Annotated in this window: 3 protein-coding genes; all 3 read left to right on the forward strand. The window is 71.2% G+C overall.

Annotated elements, in window-relative coordinates:
• The first annotated feature begins 160 nt into the window (after positions 1 to 160).
• The 3 genes from HUA76_RS12280 to HUA76_RS12290 are packed head-to-tail and all read left to right on the forward strand — an operon-like array spanning position 161 to position 18,706.
• Complete coding sequence (locus tag HUA76_RS12280) at positions 161 to 7,531, forward strand: type I polyketide synthase (RefSeq protein ID WP_174460912.1); 7,371 nt, start codon at positions 161 to 163, stop codon at positions 7,529 to 7,531.
• Positions 7,528 to 13,113, forward strand: coding sequence for a type I polyketide synthase (locus HUA76_RS12285; RefSeq protein WP_174460913.1), 5,586 nt, complete (start codon positions 7,528 to 7,530; stop codon positions 13,111 to 13,113). The genes HUA76_RS12280 and HUA76_RS12285 overlap by 4 nt, the downstream gene beginning before the upstream one ends.
• Before the next feature lie 19 nt (positions 13,114 to 13,132).
• On the forward strand, positions 13,133 to 18,706 hold the full coding sequence (locus HUA76_RS12290; protein WP_174460914.1) for a type I polyketide synthase: 5,574 nt from the start codon (positions 13,133 to 13,135) through the stop codon (positions 18,704 to 18,706).
• Positions 18,707 to 18,709: the final 3 nt, after the last annotated feature.

Below are 18,709 nucleotides of genomic sequence, written 5' to 3' on the forward strand. Positions count from 1 at the left end.
CCGACACGATGAAATTTCTATGAGTGTGTTGCCCGGCCCGAGGACCGCGTGACGGCCTTCGTTCGTGGCTCTCTCGAGAAGGCAGGTCGAATTTCCTGGACGCGGCGGTGTCCACCGTCTGCCTGTCCTGTGCGGGTATCTCCGAGGGCGCAAGTCATGGATGGCAGTTGTGCAATGTTTTTGCCCGACGAGAGACGCCAGACTCGCCTCGTGGTTGTCTGACTGGGGTCATCAGGCAAATTCATACAGACGTGGCCCCATTTGTTGGGGGGCCACGGTTTTCGCAACCCTGTTTTGTTTTCCAGCAAAACAGGCGGTGCCGCTTTATGACTTGCAACGCACGACAATCTTTGGCATCTATTTTTCCCGCATCGCGTCAAATAGAGGGGAAACGGGTTATGCCCGTTTACGTCTCGCTTTCCAGGAAAACGTCATTGGCTTGCGGGCGCGCGAGTTAGAGGTTCCAGTGTCAGCGAACGATAGTGTGGTGAAGGACGGCCTGGCTGGGATCCAGGCGCGTCTGGCCCGTGTGCTTGCACAACGGTTGGGAGTCGATGCGCGCCAGTTGGACGTGCGCGAGAGCTTCAGCAGGTATGGGCTGGACTCCGTGATGGCCACGGGTTTCATCGCGGAGCTGGGAGCGATGCTCGGGCGGCCGTTGTCACCCACGCTCGCCTGGGAATTCCCTACCCTGGAGTCCCTGGCCGCGCACCTCTCTGGAGCGCGGGCTCGTCCGACCTCGCAGGTCCTTCCCAGACACTCGATGGAGGATGAGCCCATCGCGGTGATTGGCATGGCGTGTCGTCTTCCCCAGGCCCCCAATCCGGAGGCGTTCTGGCGTCTGCTGGCGGGAGGGACGAATGCCATCTCCGAGGTCCCCGCCGAGCGCTGGGACGTCAACCGTCTTTATGATCGCGACCCCGCGGCTCCCGGCAAGGTGACCTCCCGCTGGGGCGGGTACCTGGACCGGGTGGATGGGTTTGACCCGCTCTTCTTTGGCATCTCACCCAAGGAAGCGCTCCACATGGACCCGCAGCAGCGGCTCATGCTGGAGCTGACCTGGGAGGCATTGGAGGATGCGGGCATCCCAGCGGACCGGCTGCGGGGCTCGCCCACGGCTGTCATGTTCGGCGCCGTCTGGATGGATTACGAGGCGCAGCTGCAACGGCTCGGCTTGCGGCGCATCTCTTCGTACACCGCCACGGGTTACCACCACAGCATCGTCGCCAACCGCATTTCCTACGTCCTGGGTTTGCGGGGGCCGAGTCTGTCCATGGACTCGGCGTGCTCGTCTTCACTGACGGCGGTGCATCTGGCCTGTGAGAGTCTTCGCAGGGGCGAGTCGACCCTGGCCCTGGTGGGCGGCGTGAACCTGACGCTCGCACCCGACAGCACGGTCGCCCTGTCCAAGCTCGGCGCCCTCTCTCCGGACGGTCGCTGCTACACCTTCGATGCCCGCGCCAACGGGTTCGTGCGGGGCGAGGGGGGCGGTGTGGTCGTGCTCAAGCCCCTCTCCCAGGCTCTCGCGGATGGCGACTCCATCTGCTGTGTCATCCGAGGCAGTGCCCTCAACAACAACGGTGGAAGCAACGGCCTCACCGCGCCCAACACCAGCGCCCAGGCGGAGGTGATTCGCCAGGCCTGCGCCCGCGCGGGCGTCGCGACGACCGACGTGCAGTACGTCGAGGCCCATGGCACCGGCACGCAGCTCGGTGACCCGATGGAGGCCCGCGCGCTGGGCGAAGTGCTCGGTGAGGGGCGGCCCGTCGACAAGCCCCTTCACATCGGTTCGGCCAAGACGAACGTCGGCCACCTGGAGGCCGCCGCGGGCATCACCGGGCTCATCAAGGTCGCCCTGTCCATCCGGCACCGGGCGCTCCCTCCGAGCCTCCACTTCGAGACGCCCAATCCGCTCATCCCCTTCGAGGCGCTGCGGCTGGAGGTCCAACGCACCCTGACGGATTGGCCGGAGCCGGACCGGAAGCTCCTCGCGGGGGTCAGCTCCTTCGGCTTCGGCGGCACCAACTGCCACGTCCTGCTCGAGGAGCCGGACGCGCCCCGAGCCGAACTCGTGCGCGTGTCGGCGGAGAGTCCGGAGGCGCTCCGGGCCGCGGCGCAGCGGCTGTTCGAGCGTCTGGACGGCGCCATCCACCAGCCCTGGTCCGAGCTGCTGCGCTCGGCGGCGGACGAAGACGGGGCGCACGCGCATCGCCTGGCGATGACGGTCCGGTCGCGCAAGGACCTGCGCGCGAGCCTCCAGGCCTTCCTGTCCGGAGAGGCCCGGGCGGGCGTGTGCGTGGGCAGCGTGGGGCCCGAGCACGGCTGGAAGCCGGTCTTCGTCTTCTCCGGCCATGGCGCGCATTGGCCCGGCATGGGGTTGTCCCTCATGCGCACCGAGCCGGTGTTCCGGGCCGTGATGATGCGGTGTGAGCGGCTCATCCAGCAGAACGTGGGCTGGTCGCTGCTGGAGGTGCTGGGCGCGGAGGACTCGGCGGCGCGGCTGAAGCGAATCGACATCGCGCTGCCCGCCATCGTCGTCCTGGAGATGGCCCTGACGGCGCTCTGGCGCTCCTGGGGCGTCGAGCCCGCGATGGTGATGGGGCACAGCATCGGCGAGGTGGCGGCGGCCCATGCCGCGGGCATCCTGGGCCTGGAGGACGCCGTTCGCGTCGTCTGCTTCCAGAGCCGGCAGATGCACCGGCGCAGTGGCGAGGGCGCGATGGCGCTCGTGGCCGTGCCCTGGGCCGAGGCCGCCGAGCTGCTGGTGGGCTACGCGGGGCGGCTGGACCGCGCCATCGACTCCGGCCCGGACTCGACGGTGCTGTCGGGGGAGCCCGCGGCGCTCGCCGAGGTGCTCGCCGCCTTGCAGGCGCGTGGCGTGTTCTGCCGCCAGGGAGACATCGACGTGGCGGCGCACAGCCACCAGATGGACGTGCTGGGTGAGGTGCTCATCGAGGAGCTGCGGGGAATTCGTCCCGCGTCCGCGCGCCTCCCCATGGTGTCCGGTGTCACCGCCGCGGTGTTGGAGGGTGCGCAGGCCGATGCCCCCCACTGGCAGAAGAACATCGCGATGCCCACGCTCTTCACGGGCGTGCTCACCCACGCGCTTGGCGAGGGGCACCGCGTCTTCCTGGAGGTGGGCCCCCACGCGATTCTCAAGCACCCCATCGAGTCGACCCTGCGCCACGCCGGTCAGCAGGGGCTGTTCGTCCCCACCCTGCGTCGACAGGAGGACGCGCGGGGCACGATGCTCGACACCCTGGGCGTCCTGTATGTCCACGGCCAGCCGGTCCGCTGGGAGTCGGTTTCCAGGGGGAGCGTGGAGGAGGGCGAGGCTTCGGCGCGGGTGCTGCCCCTGTCGGCCCGAAGCCCCGATGCCCTGACGTCCCTGGCCTCCGCCTTCCGTGACGTGCTGGGCGAGGACTCGGGTGCGTCGCTCGAGGACCTCACCTACACGGCGGGCGTGCGCCGCGGTCAGCTTTCGCACCGTCTGGCGGTGGTGGGTGGCTCGCGGCGGGAGATGGCGGAGGCGCTGGAGGCCTTCGCGCGTGGCGAAGCCCATCCGGGCGTGAGCCACGGGAAGGTGAGTCCGGAGGGGAAGGCCAAGGTGGCGTTCGTCTTCCCCGGTCAGGGCTCGCAGTGGCTGGGCATGGGCCGCCAGCTCCTCGGCGAGGAGCCCGTGTTCCGCGAGGCCATCGAGGCCTGCGAGCGCGCGATGCGGCCCCATGTGGACTGGTCGCTCACCGAGGAGCTCCTCGCCGAGGAGCCGCGCTCGCGCCTCCAGGACATCGACGTCGTGCAGCCGGTGCTGTTCTCGATGCAGGTGGCGCTGGCCGCGCTGTGGCGCTCGCGGGGAATCACGCCGGATGCGGTGGTGGGCCACAGCATGGGCGAGGTGGCCGCGGCGCACGTGGCCGGCACGCTGAGCCTGGAGGACGCGGCGCGCATCATCTGCCTGCGCAGCCAGCTGCTTCGCGGCAAGAGCGGGCAGGGGGCCATGGCCGTGGTGGAGCTTGGCCTGGAAGAGGCCCGCGCGGCCCTGACGGGCTACGAGACGCGGCTCTCCGTGGGGGTGAGCAACAGCTCGCGCTCCACGGTGCTCTCCGGTGACACGGAGGCCCTGGAGACGCTGCTGCCCACGCTGGAAGGGCGGGGCATCTTCTGCCGCCGGGTGAAGGTGAATGTCGCCTCGCACAGCCCTCAGATGGACTCGCTGAAGGACGACCTCCTGCGTGTGCTGGAGGGCCTCGCGCCCCAGCCCGCGCTGGTGCCCATCTACTCCACCGTCACGGGGCAGACGAGCGACGGGGGCGACTTCCATCCGGCCTACTGGGTCCGGAACCTGCGCGAGCCGGTGCTGTTCCACGGCGCCGTCGAGCAGCTCTTGGAGGACGGCTACAGCGTGTTCCTGGAGGTGAGCCCGCATCCGGTGCTGCTCGCGCCCATCGAGGAGACGCTGCGCGAGTCGAAGCGGGAGGCCCTCGCGCTCGCGTCGCTGCGGCGACAGATGCCTGAGCGGCGCAGCCTCCTGGAGTCGCTCGCGGCGCTGTACGCCTGGGGGTGCTCCGTCGACTGGTCGTCGCTGCACCCCTCGGGTGGGCGGGTCGTCGCGCTGCCTGGCTACCCGTGGCAGCGGGAGCGCTACTGGCTGATGGACGAGGCGGAGACGGACCCGGAGCTCAGGGGCTCCGGGGATGAGGGCCGCGCGGGACATCCCCTGCTCGGCGCTTCGCTGTCCTCCTCCGTGCAGCCCGGCACCCACTTCTGGGAGCGGAGCGTGAGCACGGCGGCGTTCCCGTATCTCTCCGACCACTGCGTCTGGGGGGACGTCGTCTTCCCGGGCGCGGCCTATCTGGAGCTGGCGCTCTCCGCCGGAGCGGAGGTGCTGGGTGAGGCGGGGCTCGTGCTCGAGAACGTCTCCCTCAGCGAGATGCTCGCGCTCAAGCCGGCGGAGTCGCGGCGCGTGCAGGTGGTGCTGAACGAGGAGGAGGCGGGGCATGCCTCCTTCCAGATTTCCAGCCGCGCCGAGGGCGACGCGGGCTGGCGCAAGCATGCGGCGGGGCGCCTGCGGCGTGAGGAGCACGCGGCCACGAGGCCCGTCTCCGAGCCTCCCGAGTCACTGCGGCAGCGGCTCCCCGTGGAGCTCTCCTCCGAGGCCCACTACCAGCGCAGGCAGGAGCAGGGGCTCATGTACGGCCCCACGTTCCAGGGCCTGCGGCGGCTGTGGCGAAGCGAGCGGCAGGGGTTGGGGCGCGTGGAGCTTCCCGAGCAGGTGGCCGCCGAGAGTGGAGCGTACCGGCTTCATCCCGCGCTCCTGGACGCGAGCCTCCAGGTCGCGGTGGAGCTGATTGCATCCGTGGCGGAGGCGTCGGCCGTGGCGCCCACCTATGTGCCGGTGGGCCTGGGCCGGGTGCGGCTCTTCCAGCGGCCTGGGCGCGCGGTGTGGGTCCACGTGACTTCCGTGGGCGACGGGGCGGCGAACGAGCGGGAGCGCTCCTTCGACCTGCGGCTCCTGGATGACCAGGGACAGGTGCTGCTGGAGCTGGACGAGCTGCGCCTGTACCGGCTCGACGCGGGCGTCGCGGCTCGCAAGGCGCTCGGTGAGTGGCTCTACCAGGTGGATTGGGAGAAGCAGCCCCTGCCGGTGGAGCCGACGTGGCCGGAGCGCACACCGGGAAGCTGGCTGATTCTCGGTGACCAGGGGGGCGTGGGGCAGGCGCTGTCCACCCTGCTGCGAGCCCGCGGGGAGACGTGCGTGCTCGTCGTCCCTGGAGAGACGTATCGGCTCACGGGGCCGGGGCGCGCCGAAGTGGACCCCCGGAACGCGGAGCACCTGCGCCGGCTGCTCGGGGAAGCGCTGGGGGCCGGGACGCCTCCTTGCCGCGGGGTGGTGCACCTGTGGAGCCTCGATGTCGCCGCGAATGACGCGCTCACGCCGCGGGCGCTGGAGGACTCGCGCCGGTCCACCACCACCAGCGTGCTGCACCTGACGCAGGCGCTCTCCCAGGTGGGCTGGAGGGATGCTCCCCGCCTCTGGCTGACCACGCGGGGCGCGCGGTCCGTCGGCGGGTCGCCGGAGCGCGTCGCGGTGGCGCAGGCGCCGCTCTGGGGCTTGGGACAGGTGCTGGCCGTGGAGCAGCCGGACCTGCGCTGCACGCGCGTGGATGTCGAGGGCGGTGTGGACGCCTGCGCCGACGCGCTCCTCCGCGAGCTGTCGTCCACGACGTTCGAGGACCAGTCCGCCTGGCGCGGTGGCACGCGCTTCGTGGCGCGGCTGTCCAGGGCCCCGGACGCGCTGGTCGCTCGGGAGCCCTCGACGCTGCTTCGCGACGACGGCACCTATCTCATCACGGGTGGACTCGGCGGACTGGGGCTCGAAGTCGCCCGCTGGCTCGTCTCCCATGGGGCGCGTCACCTGCTCCTGCTGGGGCGCCGTGCTCCCACCGAGGCCACCGAGCACGTACTCACGGAGCTGCGCCAGACGGGCGCGCGCGTGGAGTCCTTCCAGGCGGATGTCGCCGTCGCGGATGACGTGGCGCGAGCGCTGGCCCGGGTGGACGAGGCGATGCCACCGCTGCGCGGCGTGTTCCACGCGGCGGGGCTCCTCGAGGATGGCCTGCTGCTCAACCTCACCGAGGAGCGCTTCGCCGCGGTGATGGCACCCAAGGTCCTGGGGACCTGGAACCTGCACGCCCAGACGCACCACCTGCCGCTGGAGCACTTCGTGCTCTTCTCCAGCGTGGCCGCCTCGCTGGGCACGCCGGGGCAGGCGAACTACGCCTCCGCCAACGCGTTCATGGACGCGCTGGCCCATGACCGCCGCGCGCGGGGACTGGCCGCGCTGAGCATCAACTGGGGAACCTGGACGAGCGTCGGGCTCGCGGCGGCGCAGTCCAACCGGGGTGAGCGGCTCGAGGCCCGGGGCCTGCGGGGCATGTCTCCGGACAAGGCGCTCAGCGTGCTCGGCATGTTGATGGGACAGGCGCGGCCACAGCTCAGCGTGATGTCGTTCGACGCGAGGCAGTGGCTGGGTTTCTACCTGTCCGCGGCGCAGTCGCCCTACTTCACCCGGCTCGCCCAGGAGCCTTCTGCCCGGCCCTCCGTGAGCGCGGGACGGAGCCGGATTCGCGAGCAGCTCTTCGCCGCTCGTGCTTCCGAGCGACGGGCCCTGCTGGATGGCCACCTGCGCGAGCTGGTGGGTGGCGTGCTGCGCATGGCGCCCGCGCGCATCGACCCGAGGACGCCCTTGATGAACCTGGGGCTCGACTCGCTGATGAGCATGGAGATTCGCAACCGCCTGGAGGCGGCGCTCGGGCTGAAGCTCAGCGCGACGGTGGTGTGGACCTATCCGACGGTGGCCACGCTCACGCCCTTCCTGGCGGAGAAGCTGGGGCTTCCGCTCGAGGACCGGGCTCCGGAGCCACTGGACGAAGCGGCGCCGCCGGCCATCGCCGAGGCGAGTGCGATTGACGAGATGTCCGAAGAGGAAGTCGAGCGGCTGTTCGCTCAGCGCATGGGGCAGGGCACATGACGAGCTTCGCGGAGAAAATCGCGCAGTACTCCCCCAAGCGGCTCGCGCTGCTCGCGATGGACCTCAAGTCCCGCCTGGACGCGGTGGAGGGCACCCGCTCGGAGCCGGTGGCCATCATCGGCATGGGGTGCCGTTTCCCGGGTGGGGGCAAGGACCCGGAGTCGTACTGGAACCTCCTGCGCGATGGCGGGGACGCCGTCACCGAGGTGCCTTCCTCGCGGTGGACGCGTGAGGAGATGGCGCGGATGGACCCCGAGGCCCTGGAGAAGCTGGGGGCGCGGTGGGGGGCCTTCATCCAGGACGTGGACCAGTTCGATGCGGACTTCTTCGGCATCTCGCCGCACGAGGCGCACCGGATGGACCCGCAGCAGCGCATCCTCCTGGAGGTCGCCTGGGAAGCGCTGGAGGACGCCGGGCAGGACATGTCACGGCTCGCGGGCAGCCGCACGGGCGTGTTTATCGGGGTGTACAGCGACGACTACGCGTTGCTCCAGGTGGGCAACCCGTCCGCGCGTGACTCCAGCAGCGTGACGGGCGCCATCAACTGCGTGGTGCCGGGGCGCCTGTCCTACCTGCTCGACTTCCAGGGCCCCTGCCTGACCGTGGACACCGCGTGCTCCTCGTCCCTGGTGGCGCTGCATCTGGCGGCGCAGAGCCTGCGGAACCAGGAGTGCTCGATGGCGCTGGCGGGCGGCGTCAACCTCATCCTCTCGCCGCTCTCCTCGAGCAGCGTCTCCAGGGCCCAGGCGCTGTCGCCGGATGGGCGCTGCAAGACCTTCGACGCGCGCGCCAACGGCTTCGTGCGCGGCGAGGGCTGCGGCGTGGTCGTCCTCAAGCGGTTGTCGGATGCCATCGCCGCCAAAGACCCCATCCTGGCGCTCGTGCGCGGCTCGGCCGTCAACCAGGACGGCAAATCCGCGGGGCTGACGGCGCCCAACGTGCTCGCCCAGAAGGCGCTCATCCGTCAGGCGCTCCAGAGCGCGAACCTGGAGCCCGCCGACATCGACTGCGTCGAGGCGCACGGGACGGGGACGTCGCTGGGTGACCCCATCGAGATGGAGGCGCTCCACGAGGTCTACGCCAGCGGCAGGTCCGCGCGGCAGGCGCTCGTCGTGGGCGCGGCGAAGACGAGCATTGGCCACCTGGAGTCGGCCGCGGGAATCGCCGGCATCATCAAGATGGTCCTCTCGCTTCGGCACGAGGCCGTTCCGCCGCTCACGCACTTCCAGCGGCTCAACCCGCGAATCGACTTCACCGGCGAGTCCATCACCCTCCCGACGTCACTCCACCCGTGGCCCGTCCAGGCCGAGCGCAAGCGCCGGGGCGCGGTCAGCTCGTTCGGCATCAGCGGGACGAACGCGCACGTGATTCTCGAGGAGCCGCCCGCGCCCGTGGCCGCGCCGTCCCAGCGCGCGGCGGGTGCCCACCTGCTGCCCCTGTCGGCGCGCTCGCCCGCCGCGCTCCAGGCCCTGGCGCGCGGTTATGCAAGCCTCCTCGTGGCGTCGCCGGACGTGTCGCTCCGGGACGTCTGCTACACGGCCTCGTTGCGGCGCACCCACCAGGAGTACCGCCTGTCCGTCGCGGGCGACTCCCCGGCCGCCATCGCCGAGAAGCTCCAGGACCTCGCCTCGTCGGGCGTCACCGCCGCCATGAAGGGCACGGACGAGCGGCCCAAGGTGGCCTTCGTGTTCCCGGGCCAGGGCTCGCAGTGGCACGGCATGGGTCGTCAGCTCCTCGACCAGGAGCCTGTCTTCCGCGAGGCGCTCGAGCGCATCGACGTGGCCATGCGCCCCCATGTGTCCTGGGGGTTGCTCGACGTGCTCCGGGCGCCCTCCGAGTCGTCGCGCCTGGGGGAAATCGACGTCGTGCAGCCGGTGCTGTTCGCCATGGCCGTGGCGCTGTCGGCCCTCTGGCGCTCCTGGGGAATCGAGCCGGACGCGGTGGTGGGGCACAGCATGGGCGAGGTGGCCGCGGCGCATGTGGCGGGCGCGCTCACCCTGGAGGATGCGGCGGCCATCATCTGCCTCAGGAGCAGGCTGCTCAAGCGCATCAGTGGCCAGGGCGCGATGCTGGCGACGGAGCTGTCCCTGGCGGACGCGCGCAAGGTCCTGGTGGGGCATGAGCAGCGCGTGGCCATCGCGGTGAGCAACAGCCCGACGTCCACGGTGCTGTCCGGCGATGCGGTGACGCTCGAGGAGCTTCGCGGGTCGCTCGAAGCCCGCAACGTGTTCTGCCGCTGGGTGAAGGTGGACGTGGCCTCTCACAGCCCGCAGGTCGACTGCCTGCGAGAAGAGCTGCTCTCCGTCCTCTCCTCGGTCCGGCCGCGCTCCGCCTCCGTGCCCATCGTCTCGACGGTGACGGCCACCGGCTGTGATGGCTCGGGCTTCGATGCGGCGTACTGGGTGCGCAACCTGCGTGAGCCGGTGCTCTTCTCCTCGGCCGTGCTCGGCCTGGTCGAGGGCGGGCACACCGTGTTCTTGGAGATGAGCCCGCATCCGATTCTGCTGCCCGCCGTCGAGCGGTGCATGCAGCACGCGGGACGCGAAGGGGTGACGGCTCCTTCCCTGCGCCGCGAGGAGTCCGAACGCACGGTGATGCTGGAGTCCGTGGGCGCGCTGTACCGCGCGAGCTGCCCCGTGGCGTGGACGCGGCTGTTCCCGGAGGGCGGACAGGTCGTCCCGCTGCCCACGTATCCCTGGCGGCACAAGCGGTACTGGCTCGACGCGGTGGCGACGCCCGTCGTCGCCATCGCCGAGCAGGTGACATCCCTGAAGGGCCGACCGGTCCGCGTCGCGCATGGAGTGGATGGCCAGATTTTCGAGCTGGAGCTGGGCAGCACCTCCCTGCCGTGGCTGGGGGCGCACCGGCTGGGCGGCGTCGCAGTGGTCCCTGCCTCGGCCCTGGTCGAACTCGCGCTGAGCGCCGCGTCCGAGTCGCTGGGCTCAGGCGCCCGGGAACTCTCCGACGTGGAGTTCGAGCGCGCGCTGGTGCTGACGGAGTCCTCGCGGCGCCTCGTGCAGGTCCACCTCTCCTCGGCTTCGGAGGGGCGGCACGTGTTCCATCTCCACAGCCGGGCGGTGGACGGAGCCGCGTCCGAGACGGAGTGGGTGCGGCACTGCCGGGGCCAGGTCCGGCCGCTGGGAGTGCTCACGGGAGTGCCGGACGTCATCGAGGCGGTGCGCTCACGCTGCGCGCAGCACGTCCAGGGCGCGGCCCTCTACGAAGAATTGGAGCGCGGCGGTGTCCAGTACGACGCGCCGCTGCGGACGCTGAGCGAAGCCTGGAGGCGGCCCGGTGAGGCGCTCGGGCGCGTGGTGATGGGACCGGAGCGGATGCAGGAGTCCGCGCGCTACCAGCTCCACCCGGCGCTGCTGGACGCGGGACTCCAGACCCTGGCGCTCGCCCTCGGGGAGCCGGAGCAGTCAGCGCTGTTCATGCCCTTGAGCCTCGAGTCGTTCGAGTGCCTTCCGGGCCGCGCGGACGTGCAGTGGGCCCATGTGTCCATCGCGCCCATGTCTCGCTCCGAGGAGCGGGTGGGGACGCTGACGTTGCTGGATGCCGCCGGTCGCCAGGTGGCCGTGGCGCGCGGGGTTCGACTGCGGCGCGTGGCGATGGAGCGACTGTTGGAAGTGCTGGGCGAGGTTCGCACCCAGGACTGGTTCCATGACGTGACGTGGGAGCCCAGGCCGGTGTGCGTGGCCCCGCCTGTGCCCGCGGACTGGCTGGTGTTCGTCGATGGCGGGGGTTGGGGCGTCGGGCTCGTGGAGGAGCTGCGTCGCCAGGGTGCTTCGCCTGTCACCGTGACCTCGGGAGGCGGTTTCCAGCGGCTGGACGCACGGCGCTTCGTGGTGGACCCGAAGCGGCCGGAGGACATGGAGCGTCTGCTGCGCGAGTTGCCCGCGCTGCCCTCGGGACACGAGGGCCGTGCGCTCTTCCTGTGGGGCCTCGACGCGGTGCTCGACGAGCAGACGGGGACGCCGGAGTCCTCCGTGGCCGCGCTGCACCTGGTGAAGGCGCTCATGGGCTCACCTGGCCGCGCGCGGCTCTGGATGGTCACCCGGGGCGCACAGGTCACCGGCGTGGGCGACGAGCGGGTGTCGCTGGCCCAGGCGCCGCTGTGGGGCATGGGTCGCAGCGTGTCCCTGGAGCAGCCCGGAGTATGGGGAGGCCTCATCGACCTGTCGCCGGAGCGTCATCCCGAGGAGGTGCTGGCGGTGCTTCGCGAGGTCTCCGCGTTCGGCGTGGATGGCGAGGACCAGCTCGCGCTCCGCGAGGGGCGTTCGCTGGTGGCCCGTCTCACTCGTGGCCGGGTGACGGCACCCACGGAGCCGCTGAGGCTGCGCCAGGACGCGACCTACCTCGTCACGGGTGGGCTCGGAGGACTGGGCTTGAAGGTGGCGCGGTGGTTGGTGGAGCGGGGCGCGCGGCACCTCGTGCTGCTGGGCCGTGGGGGGCTGTCGGGCTCCGGCGACGCGGCGTCGGAGCGGCGCCGTGAGGCACTCGAGTCGCTCCGGGCACTCGGTGCGACTGTCACCGCGCTGGCCGCCGACGTGGCGGACCGGGAGCGGATGGCGACGCTCCTGCGCGAGACGGCCGAGACGCTTCCTCCGCTGCGCGGGGTGATTCACGCCGCGGCGCTCCTGACGGAGCGACGGCTGGAGGACCTGGACCTCACGGCGATGACGGCGATGCTGCGGCCGAAGGTGCTCGGCACCTGGGTGCTGCATGAGCTGACTCGCGGGTTGGCGCTCGACTTCTTCGTGATGTTCTCGTCGACGTCGACCTTGTGGGGCGCCTCCGGATTGGCGCACTACGCGGCGGGCAACCAGTTCCTGGAGGCGCTGGCGCACCACCGGCGGGCCTCGGGGCTGCCCGCGACCACCCTGCACTGGGGGACGTGGGACGAGATTGGCGGCGAGCGCGCCGACAGCGTGCGCGGCTTCGCGCGCTTCGGCCTCAATCCCATGGCTTCGGAGCGTGCGCTCGATGCGATGGGCCAGGTGCTGGGCTCGGGCGCGAGCCACAAGACGGTCGCGTCGGTGAACTGGAGCGTGCTCAAGCCCATCTGGGAGGCCCGGCGCCGCCGGCCCTTCCTGCGAAACCTGGGCGAGTCCGCGTCCGCGTCGGTGGGTGAGGCGTCTTCGCGGGCGCGGCTGCTCGCGGAACTCCAGTCGCTTCCGCCCGACCGCCGCTTCGACACGCTGGTGCTCCGCATCCAGGGAGAGGTCGGGCGCATCCTCGGGTTCGCGCCCTCCGAGCTTCCCCCCACGGACCGGGGCTTCTTCCAGATGGGCATGACGTCCCAGATGTCCGTGGAGCTGCGCGCGGTGCTCCAGCGGGGCCTGGAGAAGGAGCTGCCCGCGAGCCTCGCGTTCGACCACCCCACCGTCATGGCGTTGGCGAAGCGTCTGGCCAGCAGTGTCACCGCGGTGGAAATCCCCCTGCCCACCGTGGCGGGGGCGCAAGAACCGCGAGCGCAGGTGGCGCCCGCGCAAATCGATGACCTCTCCGCGCGCCTGTCGCAGGTCACGGAGCTGTCCGACGACGAAGTCGAGCGGTTGATTGCACAGAAGCTGAGCTGACGCGGCGGGCACGACGGCGATGAGCAAAGAATTCTACGAGAAGATTTCGAGCCTCCCTCCCAAGAGGCTCGTGTTGCTGGCGCTCGAGCTGCACGCGGAGAGCGAGGCCCTCAAGCGGACGCGTTCGGAGCCCATCGCCATCGTCGGCACCTCGTGTCGCGTGCCGGGCGGAGCGCGGACGCCGGAGGCATTCTGGCGGCTGCTGCACGAGGGCGTGGACGCCATCACCGAAGTGCCCCGTGAGCGGTGGGACGCGGAGGCGTTGTTCGACGCCGACCCGATGAAGCAGGGCCGCACCTATGCGCGCTGGGGAGGCTTCCTCGACGGCGTGGAGAACTTCGACGCCGCGTTCTTCGGCGTGTCGCCTCGCGAAGCCGCGCGCATGGACCCGCAGCAGCGCATGCTGCTCGAAGTCGCGTGGGAGGCGCTCGAGCGCGCGGGCCAGCCGCCCGACCAGCTCGCCGGAAGCAAGACGGGCGTCTTCCTGGGCATCATCGGAAGCGACTACGCGCAGCTCCAGGCGCGGCAGCTCGGCGGGGCCCCGGACATCTACCACCTGACGGGGACCTCCCTGAACGCGGCGGCGGGCCGGCTCTCCTACACGCTCGGCCTCCAGGGGCCGTGCATGGCCATCGACACGGCGTGCTCGTCGTCGCTCGTCGCGCTCCACCTGGCCTGCCAAAGCCTGCGCAACCGCGAGAGCGACGTGGCGCTGGCCGCGGGCGTCAACCTGATGCTGATGCCGGACGCGACCATCGCGCTGTCCAGCAGCAGGGGGCTCGCGCCCGACGGGCGCTGCAAGACGTTCGATGCCTCCGCCAATGGCTTCGTGCGCGCGGAGGGCTGCATCGTCCTGGTGCTCAAGCGGCTCTCCGATGCCCTGGCCCACGGTGACGAGATTCTCTCGCTCGTCGCAGGCTCGGCGGTGAACCAGGACGGCGCCAGCAGTGGACTGATGGTCCCCAACGGCCCGGCGCAGGAGCGCGTCATCGCCCAGGCCCTGGCGAGCGGTGGCCTGGAGCCCTCGCGAATCTCCTACGTCGAGGCCCACGGGACGGGCACCTCGCTGGGCGACCCCATCGAGCTTCAGGCCCTGGCGCGGGCGCTGGCGACGGGCAGGAGCGCCGAGTCGCCGCTCTTCGTGGGCTCGGTCAAGACGAACCTCGGCCACCTGGAGGCGGCGGCCGGGCTCTCCGGCGTCCTCAAGACGGCGCTCGCGCTGCGCAACGAGGCGATTCCTCCGAACCTGCACTTCCAGCGGCTCAACCCGGACATCGTCCTGGACGGCGCGCCCGTGGTCGTCCCGACGCAGGTGCAGCCGTGGCCGCGTGCCGGGCAGCCGCGTCTGGCGGGGGTGAGCGCGTTCGGAATCAGTGGAACGAACGCGCATGTCATCCTGCAGGAGCCTCCGCTTCCGGCGCCCCCGCCTCCGCTTCCTTCGCGGGGCGCGGAGTTGCTCGTGCTCTCGGCGCGCGGCGCTGACGCGCTCCGGGCGATGGCCGCGAGTCACGCGCGCTGGCTCACCGAGCACCCGGACGTGTCGCCGCGCGACGTGTGCGCCACGGCGGCCCTGTCGCGCTCCCACCACGAGCAGCGGTTCGCGCTCGCGGGCCGCACGCACGCCGACTTCGTGGAGAAGCTGGAGGCGTTCGCGCGGGGCGAGTCCGTGCCCGGGGCGGCCATCGGGCGCGGCTCGGGGCAGGTCCGCCGCCGGGTCGTCTTCGTCTTCCCAGGCCAGGGTTCGCAGTGGCTGGGCATGGGTCGGAGGCTGCTTGAGGAGGAGCCCGCGTTCCGCGCCGCGCTGGAGCGGTGCGACGTGGCCATCCGGGCCTGCGCCGACTTCAGTGTCCTGGCGGAGCTCGCGGCCGAGGAGGGCCAGGGGCGTCTCCACGAGATTGACGTCATCCAGCCCGTGCTCTTCGCCATGGAGGTGGCGCTGGCGGAGCTGTGGCGCGCGTGGGGCATCGAGCCGGACGCGGTGGTGGGCCACAGCATGGGCGAGGTGGCCGCGGCACACGTGGCCGGCACGCTGAGCCTGGAGGACGCGGCGACCATCATCTGCCGCCGAAGCCGGCTGCTGCGCGGCGTGAGTGGCCAGGGCTCGATGCTCCTGGTGGACCTGACGCTGCAAGAGGCGAAGGAGGCTCTGCGCGGCTTCGAGGACCAGGTCTCCGTCGCGGTCAGCAACAGCGTGCGCTCCACCGTCCTCTCGGGAGCCCCTGGGGCCCTCGAGAAGATTTCCGGCGCGCTCACTCAGCGGGAGGTCTTCTGCCGCTTCGTGAAGGTGGACGTCGCGTCGCACAGCCCGCAGATGGACTCGCTGCGGCCGGAGTTGCTCGCGGCCCTCCAGGGCATCTCACCCCGCGCGTCGCGTGTCCCCATCTGCTCGACGGTGACGGGAGCGCTGACGGATGGCGCGGCGTTCGGCGCCTCCTACTGGGCCGACAACCTCCGCGAGCCGGTGTTGTTCTCGACGGCCATCGAGCGACTCGCGGTCGACGGACACGACATCTTCATCGAGCTGAGCCCGCATCCCATCCTCCTGCCCGCCGTGGAGCAACACCTGCGGCACCTCGGGCGCGAGGGCGCGGTGCTGCCTTCACTCCGGCGCAACGAGGATGAGCGGGGCTCGATGCTGTCGTCGCTGGGCTCCCTGTACGCCGTGGGGCATGCGGTGGACTTCCAGCGCCAGCACCCGGTGCGGGGCCTCCGGGCGGCGCTCCCCACCTATCCCTGGCAGCACGAGCGCTTCTGGTTCGAGTCATCCCCGCGCGCGCGTCAGGTCCTGGTCGCCGGGCAGCACCCGTTGCTGGGGGCCCACGTGGCGCTGGCCGGAGAGGACGGCGCGCACCTGTGGCAGACCGGGCTGCTGGCGGACAGCCCGGCGTATCTGGGTGACCACGTCGTGCACGGAGAGGTCGTCCTTCCTGGGACGGGTTACCTGGAGATGGCGCTCGCGGGCGCCGCCGAGGCGCTGGGGCCCACGTGTCATGCGCTCGAGGACGTCAGCTTCCAGGAGATGATGGTGCTCTCCCGCGACGAGCCGCTCGCGGTGCAGATGCGCTTCACCCCGGACGAGGGCGGAGCGAAGCGGTTCCAGATTTTCAGCCGGTCCACGGAAGCGGGCGGTGGTTGGACGCTGCACGCCGAGGGCCGGCTCCGTGAAGCCGAGGCGGCGGAGGCCTTCGCGCTCGACGAGGCGCGTGCGCGGTGCACGGAGCGGATGGACGGTGAGACGCACTACCAGCTCATGAAGGAGCGAGGCGTCGACTTCGGTCCCAGCTTCCAACTGCTGAAGGAGCTGTGGAAGGGGCCCGGGGAGGCGGTGGGGCGCCTGGAGCTGTCGTCGTCGGTTGCTTCGGAGATGGCGGCCCATCAGCTCCATCCGGCGCTGCTGGATGCCTGCCTCCAGGTCATCAATGGAGCGGGGTTGGGCGACCGGCCGGGAGAGACGTTCGTTCCGATGGCTGTCGAGAGCCTGCGTGCCCACGGGCGCCCCGGCGGGGAGCTGTGGGGACACGCCCGCATCCGGCCCGGCACGCGCAGCGGCGCGGGCTCGCTCGAAGCGGATGTGACGTTGCTGGACGGCGAGGGCCGCGTGCTGATGGAGGCCCGGGGGCTGCTGTGCCGCCGGCTGGAGGCGATGCGGCGGCGGTCCTCCGACGAGGTCGATTCGTGGATGTATCAGGTCGACTGGCAGGAGATGCCGCGTGAGCAGGTGACGCCCGCTCCGGACTCCACGCCCGGGGCCTGGCTGGTGCTCCTGGACCGGCAGGGCTTCGGCCGGAAGTTGCAGGCGGCGCTGAGCGCGCGCGGCGAGCGGTGCATCCTCGTCTCTCACGGCGAGGAGTCCCGCCTCATCGAGCCCGGGCACTACGTGGTCGACCCGTCCCGGGTGGAAGGCTTCGAGCGGATTCTGGAGGCCGAGTTCGGCGCCGGGCGGCAATCGTGCCGGGGCGTCGTCCACCTCTTCAGCCTGGATGCGCCTCGTCCCGAGGACGGGCCCCAGGCCCTGGCGCGAGCGCGGATGCTCGGGGCGGGCAGTGCGCTCCACCTCACGCAGGCGCTGGTGGCTTCGGGCTTCCGTGACATGCCTCGCTTGTGGCTGGTGACGGAAGGTGTCCAGGCCCCCCGTCCCTCGGAGCAGGTCCTCCATGTGGAGCAGGCCCCCATCTGGGGTCTGGGCCGGGTGCTCTCGCTGGAGCACCCCGAGCTCCGGTGCTGCTCGGTGGACCTGGGCGCGCTCGACGAGGACCAGGCACGCGGGCTCGCCAGTGAGTTGCTCGCGTCGACGCCGGAGGAGCAGGTCGCGCTTCGGGGGCCCGCGAGGTTCGTGGCCCGACTGTCGCGCATGGAGCGAAGCAAGGCCGCGCCGGCGGAGCTTCGCGCCGATGGCACGTACCTGATTACCGGCGGCCTGGGAGGTCTGGGCCTGAAGCTCGCGGAGTGGTTGGTGGAGCGCGGCGCCCGCCACCTCGCGCTGCTGGGCCGGGGCGGTGCGTCCGAGGAGGCGCAGCGGACGCTGGAGGGCCTGCGCGCGGCGGGCGCGGAGGTCCGGGTGTGCAAGGCCGACGTGGCGGTGCGAGCGGACCTGGAGCGGGTGCTCGGAGAACTCGCGGCCCAGATGCCTCCGCTGCGGGGCGTCTTCCACGCGGCGGCGGTGCTCGATGACGGCGTGCTGGCGAACCTCACCGCGGAGCGCCTGCGCAAGGTGATGGAGCCCAAGGTCCATGGCGCGTGGAACCTGCATGTGCTGACGCAGGCCCTGCCGCTGGACAGCTTCGTGCTCTTCGCGGCGGCGGGCTCGCTGTTGGGCTCACCGGGACAGGGCAACTACGCGGCGGCCAACTTCTTCCTCGACGCGCTGGCGTCGTACCGGCGGGGACTGGGCCTGCCCGCGCTGAGCGTCGACTGGGGCGCCTGGGCTGGCGTGGGACTGGCGGCTGCGGCGGAGGCGCGCGGCGAGCGCATCTCCCAGCGAGGCGTGGACAGCATGCCGCCGGCGCAGGCGCTCGAGGCGTTGGGCCGGATTCTGACGGGCTCCCACGCGCGGGTGGTGGTGATGCGCTTCGACATGCGCCAGTGGAGCGAGTTCTACCTGACGGCGGCGAAGTCGCCGTTCCTGTCACGGCTCGCTGGCGAGCAGTCCCGTCGCGCGGAAGGCCCGGCGGACCGGGGCGCCTTCGTGGAGACGCTCCGCGCGGCGGAGCGGCCGAAGCGGGCTCAACTGCTGGAAACACACCTGTGCGAGCAGGCCGGGCATGTGCTCCGGCTGGCGCCCTCCCGCATCGACCCGCAGCAGCCCTTCGGCAACATGGGGCTGGACTCGCTCATGGGGCTGGAGCTGCGCAACCGGCTCGAGGCCAGCCTGGGGCTGCGGCTCCCGGCGACGCTGGTGTGGCGTTACCCGACGGTGGAGTCACTCGTCGAGCACCTGGCCGAGCAACTGAAACTTCCCATCACGACTCAGGCCGAGCAGCCCCGCGATGAAGCGGCGGCGCTCGAAGCCGTGCTCGTCAACAACGTCAATCAGCTCTCGGACGAAGAGGCCGAGGCGCTCCTCGCGGAGAAGCTCGCCGCATTGGCTGAGTGAAGA

The sequence above is a fragment of the Myxococcus sp. CA056 genome, from assembly GCF_013336715.1.
Lineage (GTDB): Bacteria > Myxococcota > Myxococcia > Myxococcales > Myxococcaceae > Myxococcus > Myxococcus llanfairpwllgwyngyllgogerychwyrndrobwllllantysiliogogogochensis.